General features: G+C 50.2%; 2 protein-coding genes. Both read left to right on the forward strand.

The genetic code is table 11. The annotated features are described in order from the left end of the window. The first annotated feature begins 5 nt into the window (after positions 1-5). A complete protein-coding gene (locus HWY38_RS09765; RefSeq protein ID WP_224181723.1) occupies positions 6-10544 on the forward strand; it encodes an SDR family NAD(P)-dependent oxidoreductase in 10539 nt (3512 codons plus the stop codon). After that, positions 10534-26835, forward strand: coding sequence for a non-ribosomal peptide synthetase (locus HWY38_RS09770; RefSeq protein WP_224181724.1), 16302 nt, complete (start codon positions 10534-10536; stop codon positions 26833-26835). The genes HWY38_RS09765 and HWY38_RS09770 overlap by 11 nt, the downstream gene beginning before the upstream one ends. Positions 26836-26847 lie beyond the last annotated feature (12 nt).

The raw sequence follows: 26847 nt of genomic DNA on the forward strand, positions 1-26847 counted from the left end.
AAGGAATGATATCGGAAAAAATCAATATCTCACTGGATCATCCCATCATGAAGGGCCATAGGGTCTTTGGTGAAGCGGTATTGCCCGGTCTTGCTTATATCGATTTGATTTATCAGGTTTTTCAGGAACACGGTTATGTATACAATGAGCTCGAATTGAAGCACGTTACGATTTATCAGCCTTTAACCGTCAGTGAAACGGCTGCAATCATTCTGACCATTCAATGTTCTGATAGCGGAGATGGAAAGTGGCTCATCTCCCTTTCAGGGCAGAAACAGCAAGGTGACGAGCTGTCAGACAATATACAATATGCGACGGCTGAAATGGTGAAAAGAGACGCTGTCACATTTGACGAAACCATTGATTTCGGCGATGTAAAGCAGTCAGGCAGATCTCTGAATCTTGATGACATGTATAACCGCTGCCTGGATCATGACTTGGTTCATTCCGGCATGATGAAATCGAACGGACGATTGTACGAAACAGAAGGCGGCATGCTGGCTGAGCTTTCTTGCGAAGAAGGAAAAGATTTCTTTTTATTCCATCCGGCCCTTTTGGATGCGAGCGGAATCGGGGCGAGCGGTTTGCTTTCTGAAACAAACCGGCTTCATCTGCCTTTATATTATGAATCGTTCACGGCCGCCGACAGGCTGCAATCTGAGTGCACGGCGCGTATCGCCGCTTCCGGCGTCCGTCAGGAAAAAGAACTCACAACGATGACAATCGAGTACTTCAGCCGATCCGGACAAAAGGTGGCGGAGCTTAAAAACATTACGGGAAAAGCGGTTCGGCTCAAAGAAGACGCGAATACAGCCGAACAGAATCAACAGGCTGCAGCTGAGCCGGAAAGCGCAGATGAAAAAGACATCATTCTGTTTTTAAAGAAGCTTTTGGCTGATAAGCTTGGTCAGCCCTGGGAGACGCTGGACGTTCTAGCCGGCTACTATGAGCTTGGGCTGGATTCATCTTCTTTGCTTGAGATTGTACAAGATATCAGTAAAAAGACGGGTGCGGACCTCGCGCCCACTCTTCTCTTTGAATATACAAATATAAAAGAACTCGCAGCCTTTTTGAAAAAGACCGTTTCATTTGAATGTGCGGTGGAACGTGCAGCCGAACCATCACGGTCTGAAGCTGAAGCACCGGACGCGCCAGAACATCATAAAAACACCGGAGACATCGCGATTATCGGAATGGCCGGCCGCTATCCGAAAGCGAAAAGTGTGGCGGAGTTTTGGGATAACCTGAAGGCAGGCGCGGATTGCATCACTGAAGTACCGAAGTCCCGCTGGGATTGGAAAACATATCAAAACGTAACGTCCCCGTCTGGAAAAACAGTATCAAAATGGGGCGGTTTCATTGACGATGCCGACTGCTTCGATCCGCAGTTTTTCAGAATCTCACCGCGTGAGGCGGAAATGATGGACCCGCAGGAGCGCCTGTTTTTAGAAACATGCTGGGAAACGATTGAAGATGCGGGGTATACACCTGAAACGCTGGGGAATAAAGGGGAGAAACAGCATCCGATCGGCGTATTTGCAGGGGTGATGCATAAAGATTATTCCTTAATCGGCGCAGAACAATTATCTGAGTCTGATCCTTTTCCGGTTTCACTGAATTATGCGCAGATCGCCAACAGAGTGTCCTATTATTGTGACTTCCACGGGCCGAGCATCGCGGTGGATACCGTTTGTTCCTCATCATTGACCGCCGTCCATCTGGCCATTGAAAGCATCCGCGGCGGCGAATGTGAAGCCGCGCTTGCGGGAGGGGTGAACTTGTCGATGCACCCGGCGAAATATCTCAGCTACGGAAGCGTGGGCATGCACTCAAGTGACGGCCGCTGCCGTACATTCGGCGAGGGCGGGGACGGCTACGTTTCCGGAGAAGGAGTCGGTGCGGTCTTGCTCAAGCCGCTGGAAAAAGCCGAACAAGACGGCGACCGCATTTACGCGGTCATTAAAGGAAGCGCCGTTAACCACGTCGGGAAAGTAAGCGGAATTACCGTCCCGAGTCCTGCTGCACAGGCAGAAGTCATTAAGGCCTGTCTGAAAAAAGCAGGTATCAGCCCGCGGACCGTCAGTTATGTGGAAGCCCATGGCACGGGTACTTCGTTAGGAGACCCGATTGAAATTGAAGGTCTGTCAAAAGCGTTCAGCCAAGGGACGCAGGATCAGCAATTTTGTTCCATCGGTTCGGTCAAATCAAATATCGGTCACGCAGAATCAGCGGCGGGGATCAGCGGGTTAACAAAAGCAGCGCTGCAGCTTCATCACAAAACGCTTGTCAAATCACTGCATTCTGCGGAATTAAATCCTTACCTGAAATTTGAGGGATCTCCTTTTTACGTGCAGCAGCAGACTGCTCCGTGGAAGCAGCCGGCAGCCGAAGAAAACGGAAAAGTCACACATTATCCGCGCCGGGCCGGACTCAGTTCCTTCGGTGCATCAGGTTCGAACGCCCATATCATTTTAGAAGAATACATTCAGCCTGAACAAAAAGCTCCTGCACCTGAGAACGATGCAGCAAAACTCATCCCGCTGTCAGCAAGAAATAAAGACAGGCTTCTGGCCTATGCGGAAAAACTAGCCCGATCGCTTTCAGAAAAGACGGTGCTGTCTGAACTGGCTTATACACTTCAGACAGGACGTGAAGCAATGGAGGAGAGAGCTGTCTTCCTTGTAAATGACACTCGCGACTTGAAAGAAAAGCTGAATGATTTTGTAAAAGGAAACGAAAACATCTCCGGTTTTTGGCGCGGACAAGCTGAGCTGCCGGAACTGAGCGAAGCCGCTCCTGAGACGGACGATCCGAAACGGCTTGCGGCGTTATGGGCAGAAGGGAAAACAGTAGATTGGAATAAGCTGTACGGTTCGGATAAACCGCGTAAAACAAGCGTTCCGACTTATCCGTTTGCAAAAGAACGTTATTGGATTCCGCAGCAGAAAAAACAGGAGAAAAGCCTTTCAGGCACAGTGCTGCACCCGCTTTTACAAGAAAATACGTCAGATTTTTCGCAGCAGCGCTTCACGTCTCTTTTTACGGGAGATGAATTTTTCCTATCTGACCATGTCGTCAACGGACAAAAAATACTGCCGGGCGTCGCCTATTTGGAAATGGCCGCAGAGGCGGTCAAAAAGGCCGCTGCCGTGACGGAAAAAGACCACAGCGTCACACTCAGACAGGTCGTTTGGGTCCGGCCGGTCATGGTTGAAGACAAACCGAAGGAAATACATATTGCCCTTTATCCGGAAGATGATGGTGAGATTACCTATGAAATATACAGTGAGGCAGAAAACGGCGAAGATCCGGTTATTCACAGCCAGGGTGAAGCGGTCATTACCGAACCGGGAAGCGCCCAGATTGATATCGAGTCTGTCAAAACTTCCTGCAATTTAGGAATCGTGACTGCGGAAGAATGTTACGGTGCTTTTGAGAAGATCGGTCTGGATTACGGAGAGGCATACAGGGGCGTACAGCAATTGCTGATCGGAGAAGACCGATTATTGGCCCGTATTTCACTCCCAGCAGCCGTACATGACAAAAAAGAACAGTATACGCTTCACCCGAGTATGATGGACGCCGCTTTTCATGCCTCCGTCGGGCTGCTTGTCCGCTCGATACATGACGATGCAGACAGCCACGAGCTTTCTTTGCCGTTTGCGATGCAGGAAGTGGAAGTGTTCGGCCCGTGCCCTGAACATATCTGGTCATATATCCGGTACACAGAAGGCAGCAAAGCAGATGACAACGTAAGAAAATTTGACATTGATATGTGCGATGATGCCGGTACGGTTTATGTCAGGATGAAAGGCGCGTCCGTCCGGGCGCTTGACACAAGCCAAACAGCGGGCGGAGAAACCACGGAGGCGCCTGTCGGCCATACGATGCTGATTCCGGCTTGGGAGCCTGTTGGGCTTGAAAAAGCCGGGGAAGCAGCGGTGGATAAGCAGACGGCAGTATTCGGCGGTACGGATTCGAGACATACGCGCATAAAAGAACATCTGCCGAACGCTTCCTATTATCCGATCAGAGGTACGGATGATATCACATCTCTTACGCACGTGCTTGAAGGACAAAAAGAACTGGAGCAAATCATTTGGCTTGCTCCGCAGGCTGAGAGTGCTGACAGCCTCAAGGAACAGGATAGGAACGTTCTTCATGTGTTCAAGCTGATGAAAGCATTACTTGCCTTAGGGTACGGAGAAAAACGTTTGGACTGGTGCATCGTCACGGCAAATGCCCAGCCGTTTTCGGATCAAGGCAGCGCCGACCCGTCACAAGCCGCAGTCAGCGGACTTGCCGGAACAATGGCGAAAGAATATCCGCATTGGCATATCCGCATGATTGACACAGAAACGGACGGCAGCTGGCCGATCGAAGAGGCGCTCAGTCTTTCTGCCGGGAAAAACGGTCAAATTTGGGCGTACCGCAATCAGCAGCTGTTTGAGCGGCAGCTGATACCGCTTGACAATATGCCGAAAAACGGCACGCTGTACCAAACAGGCGGGGTTTATGCCGTGATCGGAGGCGCCGGGTATCTCGGTGAGGCATGGAGTGAATATATGATCCGCCGCTACAAAGCACGCATCATTTGGATCGGAAGAAGCACACTGAATGATTCCATACAGGCGAAACTCGACCGGCTCAGCGCATTCGGCCCGGCGCCTGAATATGTTTCCGCCGATGCCGCTGACAGTGCTTCCTTAGAGAGGGCTTATCAGTTCATAAAAGAGCGCCACACAAAAATGAACGGAATCATCCACTCGGCAATGGATCTGTCTGAGCAAAGCTTAAATAATATGAAGACAGAAGAGTTCAAATCGGTGCTGCGGGCAAAAGCCGATGTAAGTGTGTCCATGGCGGAGGTATTTGGACGGGAGCCGCTTGACTTTGCGCTCTTCTTCTCCTCGCTTGTGGCATTTATTCATAACGTGAAACAAAGCCATTATGCCGCAGGATGCGCTTTCAGTGACGCATTTGCGAAAGAACTTGATCAGACATGGAATTGTCCGGTCAAAGTGATGAATTGGGGCTATTGGGGCAACAGCGAAGCGGCTGAAGACGGCGACTTTATTCAGCTGATGGATCAGATCGGATTGGGATTGATCGAACCGGACGCTGCGATGGAGGCGCTTGAAACTCTTATGACGCTGCCGATTGACCAGGCGGCCTTCATTCATACGACCAAACCGGTCGCAGTCGAAGGGATGAGTGAAACAGAAAAAATCTCTGTTTATCCGCCTCAGCCGATTGTCTTTTCACAAAAGCCGAAGGTCGCTCCGCCCGGCGCACGTCTTGTAAGAGAGGCTGAACATCAGGAGCTCGATGATTTTCTGTATCAGCTGTTGATCGCCCAGCTTAAAGAAGCGGACTTGCTGACGCCGCAAAGCCTTAAAGTGTATGAGCCCGAGCATGAATACTTTAAAAAATGGCTCAAGCAAACGATCGCCTTCCTTCTGGAACATGGCTATCTGGAAGGGAATGCGGATTCATTTACACTGTCGGCACGCGCCGAAAACACAACCGCCGCGCTATGGCAAAAATGGGAGCGGGAAAAGGCGGAATGGCTCAATAACGCCGATACAAAAGCGATGACTGTTTTAGCCGAGACGATGCTTAAAGCACTGCCGGGCATTCTGCGCGAAGACGTGCCGGCGACAGACATCATGTTCCCGCATTCTTCAATGGAACTTGTTGAAGGAATTTATAAGCGCAATCAAGTCGCGGATTACTTTAACAGCGCCCTGTCAGATACATTAACGGCTTATGTGAAAGAAAACATCAGCAAACATTCAAAAGCCGAGATCCGCATACTGGAAATCGGAGCGGGCACAGGCGGCACAAGCGCAGGCATATTTGAAAAGCTTAGGCCGTATCAAAACCATATAAAAGAATACTGTTACACCGATGTATCAAAAGCTTTTCTCGTGCATGCGGAGACGGAATACGGCAAACGGAATCCTTATCTGACGTATAAGCTTTTTAACGCAGAAGCGCCGCTTGCCGGCCAGGATATAGAGCCGGGCGCATACGACATCGTCGTTGCGGCCAATGTGCTCCACGCGACGAAAGACATCCGCCAGACGCTGAGAAACGCCAAAGCCGTTTTAAAAGACAACGGTTTGCTGCTCTTAAATGAAATGGCGGGAAACAGCCTGTTCCCGCATATTACTTTCGGACTGCTTGAAGGCTGGTGGCTGCATGAAGATTCTGCCCTTCGTATTCCGGGGTGCCCGGGCTTGTATCCGGAAAGCTGGAAGCGCGTGTTAGAAAGTGAAGGCTGGCATTCTGTCTTCTTCCCGGCAGAAGCGGCACATGAATTAAGCCATCAGATTATAGCGGCAAAAAGCAACGGCATTGTTCGCCAAAAAACGCTTCAAGCAAAGGCCGGAAAACGGACCGCTCCGCCAAAAGCATCACATGCGCCGGAACTTCAGGGGCAAACAACGGTGCAAAAAGGCGACACGTCTTTAATAGAAAAAAGCACCGAGTACTTGAAAACGTTAATCGGAGAAACATTAAAAATTCCGCCGGCTCAAATTGATCCGAAAGCGCCGCTTGAAAAATACGGAATTGATTCTATCGTCGTCGTACAGCTGACAAACGCGTTACGAAATGTATTGGACCAAGTCAGCAGCACTTTATTTTTTGAATATCAGACGATTGAGGCGCTCGTCGCTCACTTAATCAAAACGAAAAAAGACGCAATGATCAAACTGACGGGACAAACGCCTGTTCAGGAAGAACGGAAGGCATCACCAGAACCGCAGGCTGTACAGCCGGCTAAGCCGCTTCGCACTGACTGGCGGCGGAGGGAAAAACGGGCAGCCAAAGAGACCGTCCGGCAAAGTTCAGTTCGCGACGTGGCCATCATCGGTGTTTCAGGACGCTACCCGCAGGCAAAAACAGCGGCTGAGCTTTGGGCTAATATTAAAAAAGGAAAAAACTGCATAGAAGAAATCCCGTGGGAACGCTGGAACTGGCAGGATTACTACGATGAAGAGAAAGGTAAAGAAGGCTCTATTTATACGAAATGGGGCGGCTTCATTGAGGATATGGACAAGTTTGATCCGCTGTTCTTTCAGATTTCTCCTTTGGAAGCAGAGCGAATGGACCCGCAGGAGCGATTATTTTTAGAAACGGCGTATGCGAGTATCGAGGATGCCGGCTATACGCCTGACAACCTGTGCCAAAGCAGAAAAATCGGTGTTTTTGCCGGCGCGATGAACAAAAACTACCCGACAGGCTACGGCTATTGGTCCATTGCCAACAGGGTATCTTACCTTTTTGATTTCCAAGGGCCGAGCATTGCCGTTGATACAGCCTGCTCTTCTTCTTTGACGGCCATTCATCTGGCGCTTGAGAGCATATACAGCGGTTCAAGCGAATGCGCGATTGCCGGTGGCGTAAACATAGTGACCGACCCGATCCATTATATGAATCTGTCAGTCATGAACATGCTTTCCGCAGGCGACACGTGCAAATCGTTCGGAGACCGCGCGGATGGTTTTGTAGACGGAGAAGGGGTAGGCGCGGTCGTGTTAAAGCCGTTAGAGCGAGCGATTGCCGATAACGATCACATTTACGGTGTGATTAAAGGAAGCACCATTAACAGCGGAGGCAAAACGAACGGATACACCGTTCCGAATCCGAATGCGCAGGCCGCCTTAATAAAAGAAGCTTTCCAAAGGGCAAACGTCCCGGCGCGCACCGTCAGTTATATTGAAGCCCACGGTACGGGCACCGCATTAGGAGACCCGATTGAAATCGCCGGATTAACGAAAGCATTTGAAGAGGATACAACAGACAAACAGTTTTGCGCCATCGGCTCCGCAAAATCAAATATCGGCCATTGTGAAAGCGCCGCGGGAATTGCGGGTCTGACAAAAATACTATTCCAGCTCAAAGACCGCCAAATTGCGCCGTCCCTGCACGCGGAACAGCTGAATCCGAATATTGATTTCGCGTATACGCCGTTTGCCGTTCAGCAGGAGCTCGGTGAGTGGAAACGTCCCGTCATCGGCGGCAGAGAGCTTCCGAGAAGGGCGGGGTTAAGCAGCTTCGGCGCGGGAGGAGCAAACGCCCACCTCGTTATAGAAGAATATACGGCAGATAAAGAGCCTGATGAGACGCCGGCAGATCAGCCCGCCATCATCGTCCTGTCCGCGAAAAACAGCGAACGGCTCACTGAAAAAGCAAAACAGCTCAGAGACGCCATCCGTGAAAAAAGATACAGCGGCAGCGATCTAATGAGCATAGCCTTTACTCTCCAGACGGGCCGGGTGCCGATGGAAGAGCGTCTCGGTTTTATCGTCCATTCACTTCATGAACTTGAGGAAAAACTGAATGGATTTATCGCCGGACAAAACAGCGCCGGACTGCACCGTGACGGCACGGAAGAAAACAAACGGATGCTTGCCGTATTTTCGGCGGATGATGATATGGAAACAATCATAGACGCTTGGATCAGCAAACGGAAATATTCTAAGCTGCTTAAGCTTTGGGTAAAAGGATTGGACATCGATTGGGCGAAATTATACGGAGACCGTCCTCCGGCCCGCATCAGCCTGCCCGCTTATCCGTTTGCGAAAGAACGCTTCTGGCATCAGCAGCCTGTACAAAGCAAGGCAGCGCCCGTTAAGTCGCCGGCTGATGAAAATGATCCGGCGGAACAGTTTGAAGTGATGGCTTTTAGAGAAGTTCTTAAAGAACAGGTTCTGCCGGCTGCCGGAGAAAAGAAAATCAAAACAATGATTTCTTTCTTATCTGATCAGAAGAAGCAGCAGGAAGCCATCTCTGTGATCAAATCGTATGAAAATGACATTGACGTTATTTTTATCGCTCAGGGAGACCGGTATGAGGCTCTGTCCGACGGACGCTGCCAAGTGGTGCGGGAAGATCCGCAATCATATGTGAACGCTTTTGCGGATATTCAAACAGAGTACGGTGAAGCTTCTGCCATTTTGTACTTATGGGCGCTTGAAGATAAAAGCTGCATCGAAGATTATTCATGTATCGTTCATATTCTCAAAGCAATGGCTGAGACCGGTCTGCAGCCGGGAAGGCTGTTATTGGCGGGGGAATATGCATCCGGTCTGGAAAAGTGCTACTTGGAATCATGGATCGGCTTTGAGCGTTCGCTCGGCATTGTTCTCCCGAAAACAAGTGTTATCGGCCACTTCAGAAAAGCCGGTGCGGCCATAACGGACTGGATGAGAACCATTTGGGACGAGCTGACAGCTGAAACAGACCATACCGTTTTCTTGGAAGAGGGAAAACGATATGTCTATCACACCGAACCAACCGGACTAACGAAAGAAAACAGCAGGATCAGAACCGGCGGAACATATCTCATTACAGGCGGATTTGGAGGGCTCGGCTACTTATTTGCCCGGCATCTCGCCCGGAACTACCAGGCAAATGTCATTCTCACGGGGCGGTCGCCGATCAATGAAGAAAAGAAAGAAAAAATGAAAGACCTGGAAAATCTCGGCGCGGGTGTTCTTTACGCCGAAGCCGATGTTTGTGATCCGATCGGAATGGGCGACTGCATCAAGCGCGCGAAAGAACGATTCGGAGCCATTCACGGCGTCATTCATGCGGCGGGCATCGAAAGCAGAACATCCGTCTTTGAAAATGAAATCGGGAATTTCCGCAGTACGCTTGAACCGAAAATAAATGGAAGCCTGCTTCTTGACGAGTGGCTGAAAAACGAAACGCCGGATTTTATCTGCTACTTTTCATCCACATCGGCTGTTTTAGGGGATTTCGGCTGCTGTGATTACGCGGTCGCGAACAGGTTCCAAATGGCGTATGCCCACTATAAAAACGAACAATCAGAAAGCGGAAACGCTTTTGTCATAAACTGGCCGGTCTGGAAAAACGGCGGAATGGCCGTCGGCGGTGAAGAGACGACGGGCATGTACCTGAAATCAAGCGGCCAGCGCCTGTTAGAAACAGATGAAGGCATTGAGCTTTTTGAGCGCATCATTTCTCAAGACAACACCCAGTGCCTTGTCATTGCCGGCGAAAGAAGCCGTGCCGAACGATTTTTAGGCATACGGCGGGACGATTCATCAAAACCGGATGCGCTTTTGGAAACCGTGAGCCGCCGCATCCCGGAAGAAAGCACGGAAAAACGGCTCGAAGCGGATTTGAAAGAGCAGATACACAGTCTGCTGAAAATATCCAAAGATAAACTCGTCCTGCATAAAAACTGGGCGGAATTCGGATTTGATTCCATCTATTTAGCCAAATTTGCCGCTCTTTTGACGAGTCATTACGGCATTGAAGTCACTCCGGCGTTATTTTACAGCTATGCCACGCTCGGAGACGTCATGAGCTATTACCTGACAGAACATAAAGAAACGATCGAAACGTTTTACCGAACGGAAGAAACCGAAACAGAAGCCGCCGCTCCGGATAACAAGGAGTATACGGATCAGGAGATCATCGCCATGATGAAACAGGTCTCTGAGGGGACATTAGATTTTAAAAGAGTGCAAGACATCATAGAAGGGAGTAAGACCTATGAATCATAAAGAACTTCTCGATGCCTACAGATCAGGAACGCTCACCATCGCTGAAGTAGAACAAAAGCTTCAGGCTTCTAAGCGGACAACTGCAAAACGTCCGCTTTCTGAAGGCCAGAAAGGTTTGTGGATGCTTCAGAAAATGTTTCCGGAGATGAGCGCATATAACATTCCGTTATGCTTTCGTTTTCAAAAGCTGGATATCGAGACATTCAAAAACGCTCTTTTGTCCGTGCAGCGCCAGCACCCTATTTTGACCAGTGTGATAAAAGAGGAAAACGGCCTTCCGTATCAGATAGAAGATACGGATCGGCATTTTCCGATTGAAGAAATGGATCTTTCTGACTTAAGCGGGCGTGATGCGCTTACGTTTATTAAAGAAAAAGCAAAAGAACCGTTCTCGCTTGAAACCGGGCCGCTCCTGCGTGTTCAAGTATTCCGGCAGGCGAAGCGGGAGCCGATTGTGTTAATCACCATTCACCATATCATTTTTGACGGCGTCTCTCTTATGACGTTTATGTCGGCGCTGCTGGACGCTTATGTAAAAGCAAGTGAAGGCAAAGAACCTGTCATGCTTCAGCAGTCCGCAGATTATCATGACTTTGTGAAATGGGAAAAAGAGCTGCTGGAAAGCGCAGCGGGAAAAACGCATCTCTCTTATTGGAAAAAGCAGCTGGAAGGACCGTTGCCGGTGCTTGAGCTTCCGTCGGATTACCCGAGATCATCGGTTCAAACTTGCAGGGGGCAGGCGTATCAGCGCTTGCTTCCTGATGAACTGAACCGGCAGATTAAAGTTTGCGCCCAAAAAAATAACGTCAATGAATCCGTTGTGTATCTTGCTATTTTCAAAGGACTGCTCTATCAATATACGAATCAGGAAGATGTCATCGTCGGCATGCCGACGATGGGGCGTTCTGAGGCTCAATTTGAGTCTGTCATCGGATACTTTATTAATATGATCGCGGTCAGAAGCAGGGAGACGGGCGCCAAATCTTTTACGTCGTTTTTGAAGGAGCTGCAGCTGACACTGGCAGAAGGGCTGGACCATGCCGCATATCCGTTTCCCGCGCTTGTAAAAGAATTGAAGACGGAACGCTCGCCTGCGGTGTCGCCTGTTTTTCAAACAGCGTTTTTCTATCAAAACTTCTTCCGGACGGAAGGAGCGGAAAAGCTGGCGGAACTATATCAATCACTCGGCATTGAAATGATAGAAGACATTCATCAGGAAGGCGAATTTGAGCTTGCGCTTGAAGTCTATAAAAAAGAAACGGGAACCGTCCTGCAATTTCTGTACAACCCGGATGTCTACAGTCCTTCTTTCATCGAACGGCTTGCGGAGCATTATATGAAACTGGCGGAAAAGGTGCTTTCTGATCCGGAGATCGCTTTTGAAGCCTGTTCCGGCCTGCTCAATCAAAAACGGGATGAAAGCCGTTCATCCCATCAGCCGAATGAGCGCTGCATTCATGAAGTGTTTGCGGAAAAAGCCGGACGCCACCCTGACAGAGAAGCCGTCACATTCGGTGAAAACAGTCTTACATATCGCGAATTAGATGAACGAAGCACGGCGCTCGCTGTGTACCTGCAAGAAAAGGGTGTCACACCGGAATGCCCGGTCGGCATTTGTACGGAGCGTTCTTTTGAGATGGTCATCGGCATCCTCGCCATTTTAAAAGCGGGAGGCGCGTATGTGCCGCTGGACCCGGCTTTTCCAAATGAACGGATGGCCCACGTGTTGACTGACAGCGGCGTGTCAATCGTATTAACGCAGGAAAAGACGCGCGGCATGATTGAACAGTTGGCCATCGGCGGTGTGAGCACGGTGGAAATTGAAAACAGCGGACGTTCTGTCAGCGGGGCAAAACTGACGCCGCGTTCAAAACCGGATCATCTCGCTTATATTCTATATACGTCCGGAAGCACGGGAAAACCGAAAGGCGTCATGGTTGAGCACAGGGCCATCATGAATACGCTGCAGTTTTTGGAAGCTGAGTATCCGGTCGCACAAGAGGATGCCTATCTGTTAAAAACGAATTACGTATTTGACGTTTCGATTTCTGAATTATTCGGCTGGTTTATCGGAAACGGACGGCTAGTCATTTTGCCGCCTGGTGCAGAAAAAAATCCGCAGCTTTGCATGGAATACATCCAAACCCACCAGGTCACGCATCTGAATTTTGCGCCCGCCGTGTTTAATGTATTTCTGGAAACGGTAAAGCGGCATACGGCATTTACAGAAGCCGGCCCTGTGAAGTATGTGATGGTGGCCGGAGAGGCGTTTCCGAAAGATTTAGTCAAAAAGTCAGTTTCCATCTTCAAACATGCCAGAATTGAAAACATATACGGCCCGACGGAAACATCCATTTATGCCGCTTACTACAGCTGCGGCCAAAAGGAAATCACAAGCAGGAATACGCCGATCGGGAAACCGATTCACAATACGCGGCTTTATATCGTCGATGAAAAGCTCAGCCCCGTCCCTGACGGTGTGGCCGGGGAGCTTTGCGTGGCCGGCGCCGGTCTGGCCAGAGGCTATTACAATCAGCCTGAGCTGACGGCGGCATCATTTATTGATAATCCGTTTAGTGAAGGAGAAAAACTTTACAAGACAGGTGATTTGGCCAGATGGCTGCCAGATGGAAATATAGAATATGCCGGCCGGATTGACAGTCAGGTGAAAATTCGCGGCTTCCGCATCGAATTGGGAGCGATTGAAACGAAATTGAGCGAACATCCGGATATCCTTGACCAGGCGGTTGTGGTTCAGGAAAAGAATGGTCATAAAAAGCTGATTGCTTATTATACGGCCCGCTCCGGTCATACGGCAGACGAAAAAGCGCTCCGCAACCATCTTTTATCAAGCCTGCCGGATTATATGGCGCCCGCCCATTTTATCCGTCTGGATGCGCTGCCGTTAACATCGAGCGGAAAAGTGAACCGCAAAGACCTAAAACAGCGCAAGGTAATCGTTCACCGGTCTGAAAAGACGGGCAGACTGCCGTTATCAGAAGCGGAAGCGAAAGTGACCGCAATATGGGAAGACCTGCTGAATACGGCGGGCATCAAAATCGAAGACGGCTTTTTCGATGTGGGAGGCGACTCGCTTCTGGCTGTTGCGGCAGCAGAACGCATTAAACAGGAGCTGGAATGCGATTTTACCGTCACGGATTTATTCGAACACTCTACCATTCAGGCGATCAGCCGATTTATTGTTGAAACAAAACAGGCGGCTGAATCAGAGGCGCCCGGCCAAGATGAGAGAGAAAGAGAACACATACCGCAAAACGGGGTGCCGTCTTACTTTGATGACAGTGTGGCGATAGTGGGGATTTCCTGCCAGTTCCCCGGCGCGAAAAATCATCATGAGTTTTGGAAGCAGTTAAGAGAAGGAAAGGAAAGCGTCCGGTTCTACTCGGAAGAAGAACTTCGGGAATCCGGCGTGCCTGAAGATTTGATCGATAATCCCGACTATGTGCCGGCATTATCGACGATAGAAGGAAAAGATCTCTTTGACCCTGAGTTCTTTCACATTTCTCCGAAAGACGCAGAATTTATGGATCCTCAGCTTCGGCTTCTGCTGCTTCATTCTTGGAAAGCCGTCGAGGACGCGGGATATGTATCGAAAGAGATTCCGAAGACAAGCGTATATATGTCGGCAAGCAATAATTCGTATCGGTCGCTTTTGCCGGAAAAAACGACAGAAGGCCATGAATCTCCCGACGGCTATGTGTCATGGGTGTTAGCGCAGAGCGGTACGATTCCTACGATGGTTTCCCATAAGCTCGGATTAAAAGGGCCAAGCTATTTCGTTCATTCCAATTGCTCATCATCATTAGTCGGTCTTTATTCAGCCTACAAAAGCATAACGAGCGGAGAATCGGAATACGCGCTCGTCGGCGGAGCAACTCTGCATGCAGCGACCGGCATCGGCTATGTGCACCAAAACGGATTGAATTTTTCAAGCGACGGGCATGTCAAGGCATTTGATGCTTCAGCCGACGGTATGGCGGGCGGAGAAGGAGCGGCCGTCATTCTGCTGAAAAAGGCGTCACAAGCCGTTCAGGACGGAGATCACATATACGCCATGCTCAGAGGCATCGGTCTGAACAATGACGGAGCGGATAAAGTCGGTTTTTACGCACCAAGTGTAAAAGGTCAGACTGACGTCATCCAGCATGTTTTAGACAGCACGAATATTCACCCGGAGACGATTTCCTATATCGAAGCGCACGGCACTGGAACGACATTGGGTGATCCGATTGAAATGTCCGCGCTGCAGCAAGTGTATAAACGTTACACGGACCGGGAGCAGTATTGCGGGATCGGCTCCGTAAAAACGAATATCGGACATTTGGATACAGCAGCAGGTCTGGCTGGGTGCATCAAAGTCGCCATGAGTTTATATCATCGGGAGCTGGCGCCTACCATTAATTACACGTCACCGAATCCGAATATCAAATTCAGCGGTTCGCCGTTTTATGTGGCGGATAAGAGAAAACCGCTTCCGGAGAGAGAGACGCCGTACCGCGCAGCGTTAAGCTCATTCGGACTCGGAGGAACAAACGCACACGCCATTTTTGAACAGTATGAAAACAAAACGATCAGCGGATCAAATGACGGACAGCCGCCTTATATCGTTCCGCTGTCAGCGAGAAATAAGCAGCGTCTTACTGCCTATGCATCCTGTTTATCCGGCTTTCTGGATGAAGCCGAAAACGATGTTTCCTTGCATGATCTGGCATTTACGTATCAGACCGGACGTGAAGCGATGGAAGAGAGAGCCGTTTTTATCAGTCATGATCGTCACGATTTGAAGCGTCAGCTGCAGGATTTCATCAACGGCAATGACCAAAACATCTTACGGGGCGAAAAAGTGAGAAGCAGAGAAGTGTCAGCTCAGGAGATGGAAGAGCTTGCGGCATGTCAGACACCGGATGAAAAGCTGAAAGCACTGGCGGCACTCTGGGTTGAAGGAGCGCGTGTCGATTGGGGCTTATTGTATCAGGATTCCGCGCCGCAAAGAATCAGTGCGCCGACCTACCCGTTCGCAGAGGAGCGCTTCTGGCCGGAAGAAACGGTGAAGCAAACGGATACCAAGCTTTTGCATCCGCTGGTACATCAGAATACATCCGTCTTGCAGGAGCAGCGGTTCAGTTCGGAATTTACGGGAAAAGAGTATTTTATTGCCGAGCATATCATTAAAGGAATGGCGATCGTGCCGGCTGCCGTTACCCTTGAGATGGCACGGGCCGCGGCGGAGAAAAGCATCGGCGGGGCAACAGAGGATTCTCTGGGCCTGCGCTTAAAGAATATTGTATGGGTCCGCCCGGTGATAGTCGATCAGGAGGCTGTCCGTGTCCATATCGGACTGTATGAAGAAGAGGACGGACAGATTCAATACAGAATGTACGGGGGTAACGATTCTATCGGTGAAGAAGCTCCTCTTTATAATCAGGGCATCGCTGAAATCATCCGGAAGGAACCGGGGGAAGCGGCGGATATTATGCAGCTGAAGCGCCGGTGCACGCAGGGAACAATCGAATCTCAAGCGTTTTACAAAGGAATGATCGGTGCTGATTACGGGCCCGGATACAAAGGGGTGCAGCTTGTATACAAAGGCGAAGACCGGCTGCTTGCTAAATTGAAGCTTCCTGAATCCGTCTCTCATACAAAAGCTGATTATATCCTTCATCCGAGTATGATGGACGGTGCGCTTCAGGCCGCCGAATATTTGCAAAACGTGACGAGAGCGCTGCTTGCAAAAAGCGGGGAACCATTCAAAGCCGCATTGCCGTTTGCTTTAGAGGAGCTGGACGTTCTGAATCCGTGCGCTGATGATATGTGGGTGCACGTCACATTCAGCGCGAACAATAAAGCCGGCGATCCTATCCAAAAAGCCGATATTGATCTATATGACAATAACGGCGGGCTTTGTGTGCGGATGAGAGGTTTCTCAACGCGGATCATGGAAGAAAACGCGGGTGCCGGCGTTTCCGTCAGCCGTACGGACACATTGCTCGCTGAACCGATCTGGAAAGAGCAGCCGGAACCGGCGGACCACGAGCCAACGTATGAAGAGCATATCATTTTCCTTTGTGAGTACGATGAAGCCGTAAAACAAGCTGTCGAAGAAAAGCTTGAACATGCAAGCGTCATTATCTTGGACGATCGTCCCGCATCTATTGCAGAGCGGTATCATTCTTATGCGGGCCAGCTGTTTGACCATATCAAAACCATAATGAAAAGCAAGCCGAAGGGCCGCGTTCTATTTCAAGCTGTTACGCGGTCAGCAGGCTTACAGCAGGTGTTCTCAGGCATTACCGGCCTCTTCAAAACCGCATGCCTTGAACAATCCAAGCTGATCTGTCAAATGATCGAAGCCGAGGAGAAAGAAAGTGCTGAAGGCATAGCGGAAAAAGCGTCCGAAAACCGTATGCATGCAAAAAGCGTCCATGTGAAATATGAAAACGGCAAGCGCTTTGCCGCTGATTGGGAAGAGATGGATATTTCTCAAGCGGAGCCGGACATTCCGTGGAAAGACGAAGGCGTTTATCTCATTACAGGAGGTGCCGGAGGTTTAGGTCTGATCTTTGCAAAAGAGATCGCAAACCGTACAAAAGACGCCGTCATCTTACTAACCGGCCGGTCCGCTCTCAGAGAAAAGCAGAAAGACATGCTGGAAACAGTACGTGCTGCCGGCGCTTCTGTTTTCTACGAGCAGACCGATGTCACGGACGAAGCAGAAGTATACCGATTGATCCGCAATATACGCAAACGGCACGGCAGGCTGGACGGGATTGTTCACAGTGCCGGCATTATAAAAGACAACTACATGGTGAAGAAGACGGCAGAGGAATTCCAACACGTTCTCGCTCCGAAAGTGAAGGGCCTTGTGTATCTTGATGAAGCGTCACAACATGAGAAATTAGATGTCTTTATTGTCTTTTCATCCTTATCAGGTGTGCTTGGAAGCGTCGGCCAGGCTGATTATGCGTCTGCAAATGTCTTTATGGAGATGTATGCCGAGTACCGCCGTTCTTTACAAGCCGCAGGACAAAGATACGGAAAGACGCTTTCTGTCAGCTGGTCGTTATGGAAAGAAGGCGGAATGCAGGCAGGAAAGCAGACGGAAGATATGCTGATGCAGGAGGCGGGAATCGCACCGCTCGGCACAGATGCCGGCATCAAGGCTTTATATCAAGGCTTGATGAGCGGGACAGCCCGGATGACGGTTCTTGAAGGAGATGTGAAACACATGAAAGCAAAACTGTTCCGCAAAGAGAATGATCATCCGGAAGCAGAGACCGGCGTACGTCATGACATTGATACTGACAGCCTGCTTGAAAAAGTGAAGCATTTGTTAAAACAGCAGACGGCCTCACTTTTAAAAGTAAACATTGACAAAATTGATCCTCATGAAGAAATGACAAAATACGGGCTGGATTCTATCTCGATGACTGAGTTTACGAACCAGTTAAACAAAACGTACCGGCTTACGTTAACGCCGACGATTTTCTTTGATCATCCGACAATCCATGAATTTGCCGTTCATTTAATCAGTGAATACGAAAAGGAATTTGCCGGACGGTTTGCGGTAAATACAAAAACGGTTCAATCGGCAAGACCGGTAAAAGAGACTCAAATCACGCGCCCGGCCGTTAAGCGACGCCGCACTCTGCCTGAGGCACTTCCGCAGACAGTGCAGCGGGACCAAGGGCCGGAACCGATCGCAATCGTAGGCATCAGCGGGATTTTCCCGATGGCAGAAGACATTGAAGCTTTCTGGCAGAACCTGAAAGAAGGCAAAGACTGCATGACCGAGATTCCGAAAGACCGCTGGGACTGGCGGGACTATTACGGGGATCCCGCAAAAGAAGCTAATAAAACAAACGTCAACCAAGGCGGGTTTATTGACGGAATTGCTGAATTTGATCCATTGTTTTTCGGGATTTCACCCCGGGAAGCGGAGCAAATGGACCCTCAGCAGCGCCTCTTGCTGACGCACGCGTGGAAAGCGATTGAAGATGCCGGATATGCGTCAAAGAGTCTCTCAGGCACAAAAACAGGTGTGTTTATCGGGACCGGAAATACCGGCTACGGTTCTCTTTTAGCCAATGCCGATGCGGAGATTGAAGGGTCATCCGCGGCGAATACAAGTCCGTCTGTCGGACCGAACCGTGTCAGCTATACGCTCAATCTGCACGGGCCGAGCGAGCCGATTGATACCGCCTGCTCAAGCTCGCTCGTTGCCATACACCATGCCGTTTCTTCAATTGAAGAAGGGACGTGCGACATGGCTTTAGCGGGAGGAATCAATACGATTGTTCTTCCGGATGTGTATATCAGTTTTGACAAAGCAGGCGCGCTGAGTAAAGAAGGAAGATGTAAAACGTTCTCCGATCAGGCTGACGGTTTTGCCCATGGTGAAGGGGCAGGGCTCTTTTTCCTCAAAAAGCTGAAAGCCGCTGAGGCTGATGGGGACCATATTTACGGCGTTATTAAAGGAAGCGCGGTGAATCACGGCGGCCGCGCGGCATCTTTAACAACGCCTAACCCGAAACAACAGGCGGAAGTCATTAAAGCCGCATACAAAAAAGCGGGCATTGATCCGAAAACAGTCTCTTATATCGAAGCCCACGGCACCGGAACAGAACTGGGAGATCCGGTTGAAATTAACGGCCTGAAACAAGCGTTCAGCTCGTTTGCAGACGGAAAAGAGAAAGCGGCCGGCTATTGCGGCTTAGGGTCGGTCAAAACGAATATCGGCCATTTATCCCTTGCCGCGGGAGCATCGGGCATTATTAAAATTTTGCTGCAGATGAAGCATCGGACATTAGTAAAAAGTCTCCACTGTGAGACGGTAAATCCGTACATTCAGCTTGAAGACAGCCCGTTTTATCTGGTGCGGGAGACGATGGAATGGAAGACGCGGACGGACGAACGCGGAAACGAACAGCCTCGCCGCGCGGGCATCAGCTCATTCGGCATCGGCGGCGTAAATGCCCACGTCGTCATCGAAGAATACATCCCAGAAGACAGAGAGGAAGCAGATGATTCTCATATCGATCCATGTCTTTTCGTTCTGTCCGCCAAAAATGAAAAACGCCTGAAAGAGCAGGCAAAACAGCTGAAACGTGCGCTTACTGAAAAACGGTACGATCAATCCAGCCTCGTTTCTATGGCATATACCCTCCAAATCGGAAGGGACGCCATGGAAGAACGCCTGGCGGTTATTGCCGGATCCGCAGAAGAACTGCAGGAAAAACTGTCACAGTTTATCACTGGAGATAAGCACGCGGATTTGTACAGAGGAAGAATAGACAAAGGCACCCTGCAAATGCTGACGGAAGATGAAGAAATTCAAGAAGCCGTTGAAAAATGGATGGCACGCGGCAAATACGCGAAGCTGCTTGAATTATGGGTCAAAGGGCTGAACGTCGATTGGGCGAAGCTGTATGGAGACCGGCCGCCTAAACGTATGAGCCTGCCGTCGTATCCTTTTGCAAAAGACCGCTATTGGGCGGCAAAAAGCACCGGAAAACACGAAAAAACAAGCACTGTGTCTGCCGGAAAACAAGACGCGCTTCATCCGCTTCTGCACAGAAATACTTCAAACCTTGCAGAACAGCGGTTCAGCTCTACCTATACAGGAGAAGAATTTTACCTTGCGGACCATGTTGTAAAAGGCGTGCCGATTTTACCGGGGGTGGCACATCTTGAAATGGCGCGCGCAGCAATGGAACAGGCATCTGAAGTTCCGGCCGGACAAGGAAGCGTCAAGCTTAAGAATACGGTTTGGGTGCGGCCGATCACCATTGAAGACGAGCCGGTTCATGTCAACATCCGTCTCATTCCTGAAACGGCAAATGACGTTCAATTCGACATTTACAGCGGCCGGGAAACAGATCAGCCGTCCGTTTTCAGCCAAGGGGCAGTATCAGTCCGCCCTGACGCCGAGGCTCCGGTCATTGATCTGCAAAAGCTGAGATCACAATCCGCCGAGACACCGTTTTCTGCAGATGAAGTATACGATATGTACCGCAAAATCGGTTTTGATTACGGCCCGGCTTTCCGGGGTGTCAAAGCGATTTATACAGGCGATGATTTCGTATTGGGCAGACTGTCACTTGATGCGGCTTGTGCGGACACGGTACAGGAGTATGTCATGCATCCGGGCTTAATGGACTCTGCATTGCAGGCATCAAGCATATTAACCGGAACAAATGATGAAAAACTGATGCTTCCGTTTGCGGTTCAGGAGCTCGAAGTATTCAGCGCATGCGCTGCCGAGATGTGGGTTTACGCCAGACTTTCTGAAGACCACAAAGCCGGCCAGATTGAAAAACGCGATCTTGATATTTGTGATGAAAACGGCAAGGTGTGCGTAAGGCTGAAAGGTTTGTCATTCAGAACGGCTGAAAAAGAACCTGAGAAAAAAGAAAAAGCTCCGGAAACGCTCATGCTTGAGCCGGTATGGACCCGAAGCGATGAAACCGCCGTTCAAACGGAACCGGTTTTTGCTCGGCATATCGTGTTGCTTTGTGATACAGACGCCGGATTAAAACAAGCCGTTGAAGCCGCGGGAGCTGAATGTATTGAAATGACCTCCCGGCACGGGAAAGCGGCGGCGCGCTTCCGTGATTATACAGGACGGATATTGGAGACGCTGCAAAAACTGCTGAAGGAAGAGACGGAAGGAGACGTCCTTATCCAGACGGTTCTCTCTAAAACAGATAAGCATCAGCTGCTCTCAGGCATTTCAGCTCTGTTAAAAACAGCCGGCCTGGAACATAAAAAACTGAAAACCCAGCTGATTGAAATAGAACCGGCGGAAAACGGCAGAATCACAGACATCATCAGAGAAAATAAAACACGGGCTGATGACAGCCATATCAAATATGAAAACGGCATCCGATACAGCGCAGATGTCAAAGAAACGGCCGTGTCCGGCGGCAAAATACGCATTCCGTGGAACGACGGAGGCATTTATCTCATTACCGGAGGAGCCGGGGGCTTAGGCTTTATTTTCGCGAAAGAAATCGCCCGGAAAGTCAAAGAGCCGACACTGGTTTTGACAGGCCGTTCCGCTTTAAGCGAGAATCAGCGGATGCAGCTGCAATCGCTTGAATCACTCGGAGCAAAAGCGGAATACAAGCAGGCTGACGTAACAAACGCTCAAACTGCGGCAGACCTGGTCAAAACAATTGAAACGGAATATGGCGGTCTTCACGGCATCATTCATAGCGCGGGTGTGATGAAAGATCAGTATATCGCAAAGAAAACAACCGAAGAGTTTTACAGTGTACTGGCCCCTAAAACGGACGGATTTGTCAACCTTGATGAAGCAACCGAGCATTTAGCGCTGGACTTTTTCATCGTTTTCTCATCCATTTCCGGCGTCACCGGGAATGCGGGACAGGCGGATTATGCGGCGGCAAACGCATTTATGGACAGCTATGCGGCATACCGCAACGCACTGGTTACCGCAATGTACCGCCACGGTCACACATTGTCAATCAATTGGCCGCTTTGGAAAGACGGCGGAATGCAAGTCAATGAAGAAATGGCGAAGCTCACCGAAAAAAGAACCGGCGTAACGCCGATGCGCACTGAAACCGGAATAGAAGCTCTTTACAAAGCATGGAGCACGGGGAAAACAAGCGTGCTCGTCATGGAAGGAAACCGCGCCGTAATGCGGGAAAAGCTGCTTCAAAAGACTCCTGCAGCCGCTTTTGCACCGGTTAAGAAAACGGATGAAACGCCTGCGCCGAAAGACCTGACGGCAAAACTTCAGGAATTGCTGGCAAAAGAGGTTTCCGGGCTTCTGAAAATAAACATTGAAGAAATCGATATCGAATTGGAGTTCAATCAATACGGATTTGATTCCATTACGCTGACGGAATTCGCCAACAAGCTGAATGACACTTATCAGCTTGACCTGACACCGACCGTATTTTTTGAATATGCGACGATTCAAGCCTTGGCGCATCATTTAGCAGAAGACTATCAAACACAATTTGCCGGCAGCACACAGCCGAAAGAAGAAAAACAAAGCGGCGTAACTGATGATGGCGGCATCAGACTGGCAGGGAACAAACGATTTGCAAAAACTGCCGTACAGCCTGTTCAGACGGCGGCTGAACATAAACCGGAACCGATCGCCATTGTCGGCATGAGCGGGGTGTTTCCGAAGGCCGCAAATATTGATGAGTATTGGCGCAACTTAGCAGAAGGAAAAGACTGTATAACAGAGGTGCCGGCGGATCGCTGGGACTGGCGGGAGTATTACGGTGACCCGCTTAATGAAGCCAACAAAACAAATGTAAAGTGGGGCGGATTTATTGACGGAGTTGCGGATTTTGATCCGCTGTTCTTCGGAATTTCACCGCTGGAAGCCGAACAGATGGATCCCCAGCAGCGCTTGTTAATGATGTATGCGTGGAAAGCGATAGAAGATGCGGGATATTCCGCCAAAAGCCTTTCCGGCACGAAAACAGGCCTGTATATCGGCACGGGGAATACCGGATACGGCTCACTCTTTTCCGACCTTGATATCGGCGGTGCGTCAGCCGCAAATATGAGTCCGTCAGCGGGGCCGAACCGTGTCAGCTATATGCTCAATCTGCACGGGCCGAGTGAACCGATCGACACGGCTTGTTCCAGCTCGCTGGTCGCGATTCATCACGCCGTATGCGCCATTGAAAACGGGAACTGCGATATGGCGATCGCCGGCGGCGTGAATACCGTCGTCACACCGCAAGGCCACATCGCTTATGACAAAGCGGGGGCGCTGAGCAAAGAAGGGAAATGTAAAACATTCTCCGACAGGGCGGACGGATTTGCCGTCAGTGAAGGTGCCGGAATTCTATTTTTGAAAAAGCTGTCAGAAGCGGAAAAAGCGGGCGATCATATTTACGGCGTCATTAAAGGCAGCGCGGTCAACCACGGCGGACGCGCGAACTCCTTGACGACACCGAACCCGAAAGCCCAGGCGGAAGTCGTCAGAACGGCTTATGACAAAGCAGGCATTGATCCGAGAACCGTCACTTATATAGAAGCGCACGGAACCGGAACGGAGCTTGGCGATCCGGTCGAAATCAACGGCCTGAAGTCCGCCTTTCAAAAGCTGTACGAAAAAACAGGCGATTCCGCCGTTTACGCGAGTCACTGCGGTCTGGGATCGGCTAAAACCAATATCGGCCACCTGTCACTGGCAGCCGGTGTCGCGGGTGTGATCAAAGTGCTGATGCAGATGAAGCATAAAACACTTGCAAAAAGCCTCCACAGCGAGGTCATCAACCCGTATATCAAGCTGAAAGACAGTCCGTTTTACATCGTACAGGAAAAAAGAGAATGGACGGCATTGAAAGACGAAAACGGCAATCATCTGCCGCGCCGTGCGGGAATCAGTTCTTTCGGCATCGGCGGCGTAAACGCCCATGTCGTCATTGAAGAATATATCCCGAAGGTAGAAAGAAAAACAGCTGTTTTCACCCACCCTCAAATCTTTGTGCTGTCGGCCAAAGAAGAAGAGCGTCTGCAGGAACAGGCGCAGCAGCTGGCGCAAGCTTCTTTTACGGATGCGGATCTTGCCGATGTTGCTTACACGCTTCAGCAGGGACGTGATGCGATGGAAGAAAGAGCGGCCATTATCGCTTCCTCGGCCGAAGAACTGCGTGACAAGCTAAAGAGCTGTGCGAAAGGACGTTATGATATAGCGGGCATTTATAAAGGAAAAGCGGGTAAAACCTCCCTGAAATCCTTTCTGGCAGGCGCAAACGGCGAAGCGGATATCGAAGAGCTGATAAGCCGCCGAGAGAATGACAAGCTTGCGGAATTATGGGTGCAGGGCGCGGATATCAAGTGGGACGGCTTATATTCTGATATCAAGCCCCAACGGATGAGTCTTCCTGCTTACCCGTTTGCGAAAGAGCGGTACTGGATCACGGACAACCGGCCGAAAGCAGAGAAACCGCAAGCTGTGCCGACGTCGCGGGTACTGCACCCGCTGCTTCACGAAAATGTATCAGATTTAACAGAGCAGCGGTACCGATCCGAATTTACGGGACAAGAGACGATTTTCACCGATCATCTTATTAAAGGCAAGCCGGTTATGCCGGGCGTTGCCTACTTGGAAATGGCTAGGGCGGCGGTTGCTCAGGCAGTCAAAGGGCAAAAGGAACATCCGTCTGTCACCCGCCTGAAAAACATCGTTTGGGTTCGGCCGATCGAAGCGGGAACCCGCCCGATTGAAGCGCAAATCAGCCTGATTCCGAGGGAAGACGGTGAAATCGTGTATGACATTTACACGGACTCACAAACAGAAGCAAGCGGCAGGCAGATACACTGTCAGGGGGCTGCCGGCATTCTCAGCGCCGGGGAGGCTCCGCACCGTGATATAGGCGCACTGAAAGCTCAATGCGGCCTCAGTATACTGACTTTTGAACAGTGTTACGGCTTATTCAGCAAAATCGGCATTGACTACGGTCCAGGACAACAAGGAATTCAGCAGATTCATATCGGAAGCAATCAAGCATTAGCTGAGCTCCGGCTGCCTTCCTTCCTCGAAGAAACGGCAGATCAATACGTTCTTCACCCGTGTATGCTTGATTCAGCTTTGCAAGCGACAATCGGACTGAAGCTGCATGCAGATGATAACCAGCTGTCACTGCCGTTCGCCCTTGAAGAACTGGACATTTTCAGCCCGTGCACGACAAGCATGTGGGCGTATGTCAGCTCCCGGGGAACGGATGAAAAAATACAGCGTATGGACATTGACTTATGCGATGAGACAGGACGGGTCTGTGTCAGAATTAAAGGGATTTCTTCCAGAATGATGGAAGGCCCCGCGCCGGAAACATCATTAAATGGAGCAAACCTTCTGGCTCCGGTGTGGGATCTCGCGGAATTCCGTGATCAAAGCCCGGCATATAAGGCGGAAGAGGTTGTCTTTATCGCGGGGGATGAGGAAAGCGCGGCTTTTCAATTGCATCATCCTTCTGCGAAACGGCTTCATATCAACCCGGAGGATGAAATAGAGGCTGTTGCGGCCGAACTGAAAGCAACAGGGTCTTTCGGGCATATCGTATGGATCGCTCCTTTTCACAGCGCTGATGACATGGTGGAAGCTCAAGATGCGGGCGTCATCCAGATGTACAGAGTGATCAAGGCAATGCTTGCTTTAGGATATGGAGGCAAGCGAATCAGCTTGACTGCAGTCACAATAAAAACACAGTCCGTGCAGCCGGCGGACATTATTGATCCGGCTCATGCAGGCATTCACGGTTTGGTCGGCTCGCTCGCAAAAGAGTATCCGAACTGGCAAACAAGGCTGATTGATGCCGGATGTCCGGAAGATGTTTCAAAGGCGGAGCTGTTCTCAGCGCCGTTTGATGAGCAAGGCAATACATGGGCGTACCGGAACAATCACTGGTACAAACAGCGCCTTATTCCTGTACAGCAGCCGGTGTCAAGCCGGCCCGCTTACCAAAAAGGCGGCGTTTATGTCGTCATCGGCGGCGCGGGGGGCATCGGCGAGGCATGGAGCGAATATGCCGTGAAAACATATCAGGCGCGAGTCGTTTGGATCGGCAGACGAAAACATAACAGCGCCATCCAGGAAAAAATCGACAGACTCAGCCAATTCGGCCCGGCGCCGATTTATATTGAAGCTGACGCGGCAAATCCGAATGAGCTCACACGGGCGTATGAAACGATCAAACGCACGCACCCGCAAATTAACGGAATCATCCATTCCGCAATTGTTTTAGAGGATCAGAGCCTGGCAAATATGCCGGAAAGCCGTTTTAAAAGCGTGCTCGCTGCAAAAGTCAATGTCAGTGTGAATATAGCCCGCGTGTTCCGAAATGAGCCGCTGGACTTTGCTTTGTTCTTCTCATCTGTTCAATCATTTGCACGAGCGGCCGGACAAAGCAATTATGCTGCCGGATGCAGTTTCAAAGATGCCTTTGCCGCTCATTTGGCTAAAACGCGGCCGTATTCGGCGGCAGTGATGAATTGGAGCTACTGGGGCAGTGTCGGAATCGTATCATCTGCCGAATATCAAGAACGGATGAAACAGGCGGGAGTCGGATCAATTGAAGCGCCGGAAGCAATGGCGGCGCTTGAACGATTGCTCGGCGGCCCGTTGAATCAGTTCGTCATGATGAAACAGGCGGAAGAGCCGGAGGAAAAACCGGAAGAAATGATAGAAGTATACCCTGAACATCACGGCTCGGCGATGCAAAAACTGCGAAGCTATCAGCCTAAAGTAACAAGACATGTACAACAATTGAGTTAAGGAGGGGACGGC

The sequence above is a fragment of the Bacillus sp. KS1 genome (assembly GCF_020075515.1).
Classification (GTDB): Bacteria; Bacillota; Bacilli; order Bacillales; family Bacillaceae; genus Bacillus; species Bacillus velezensis.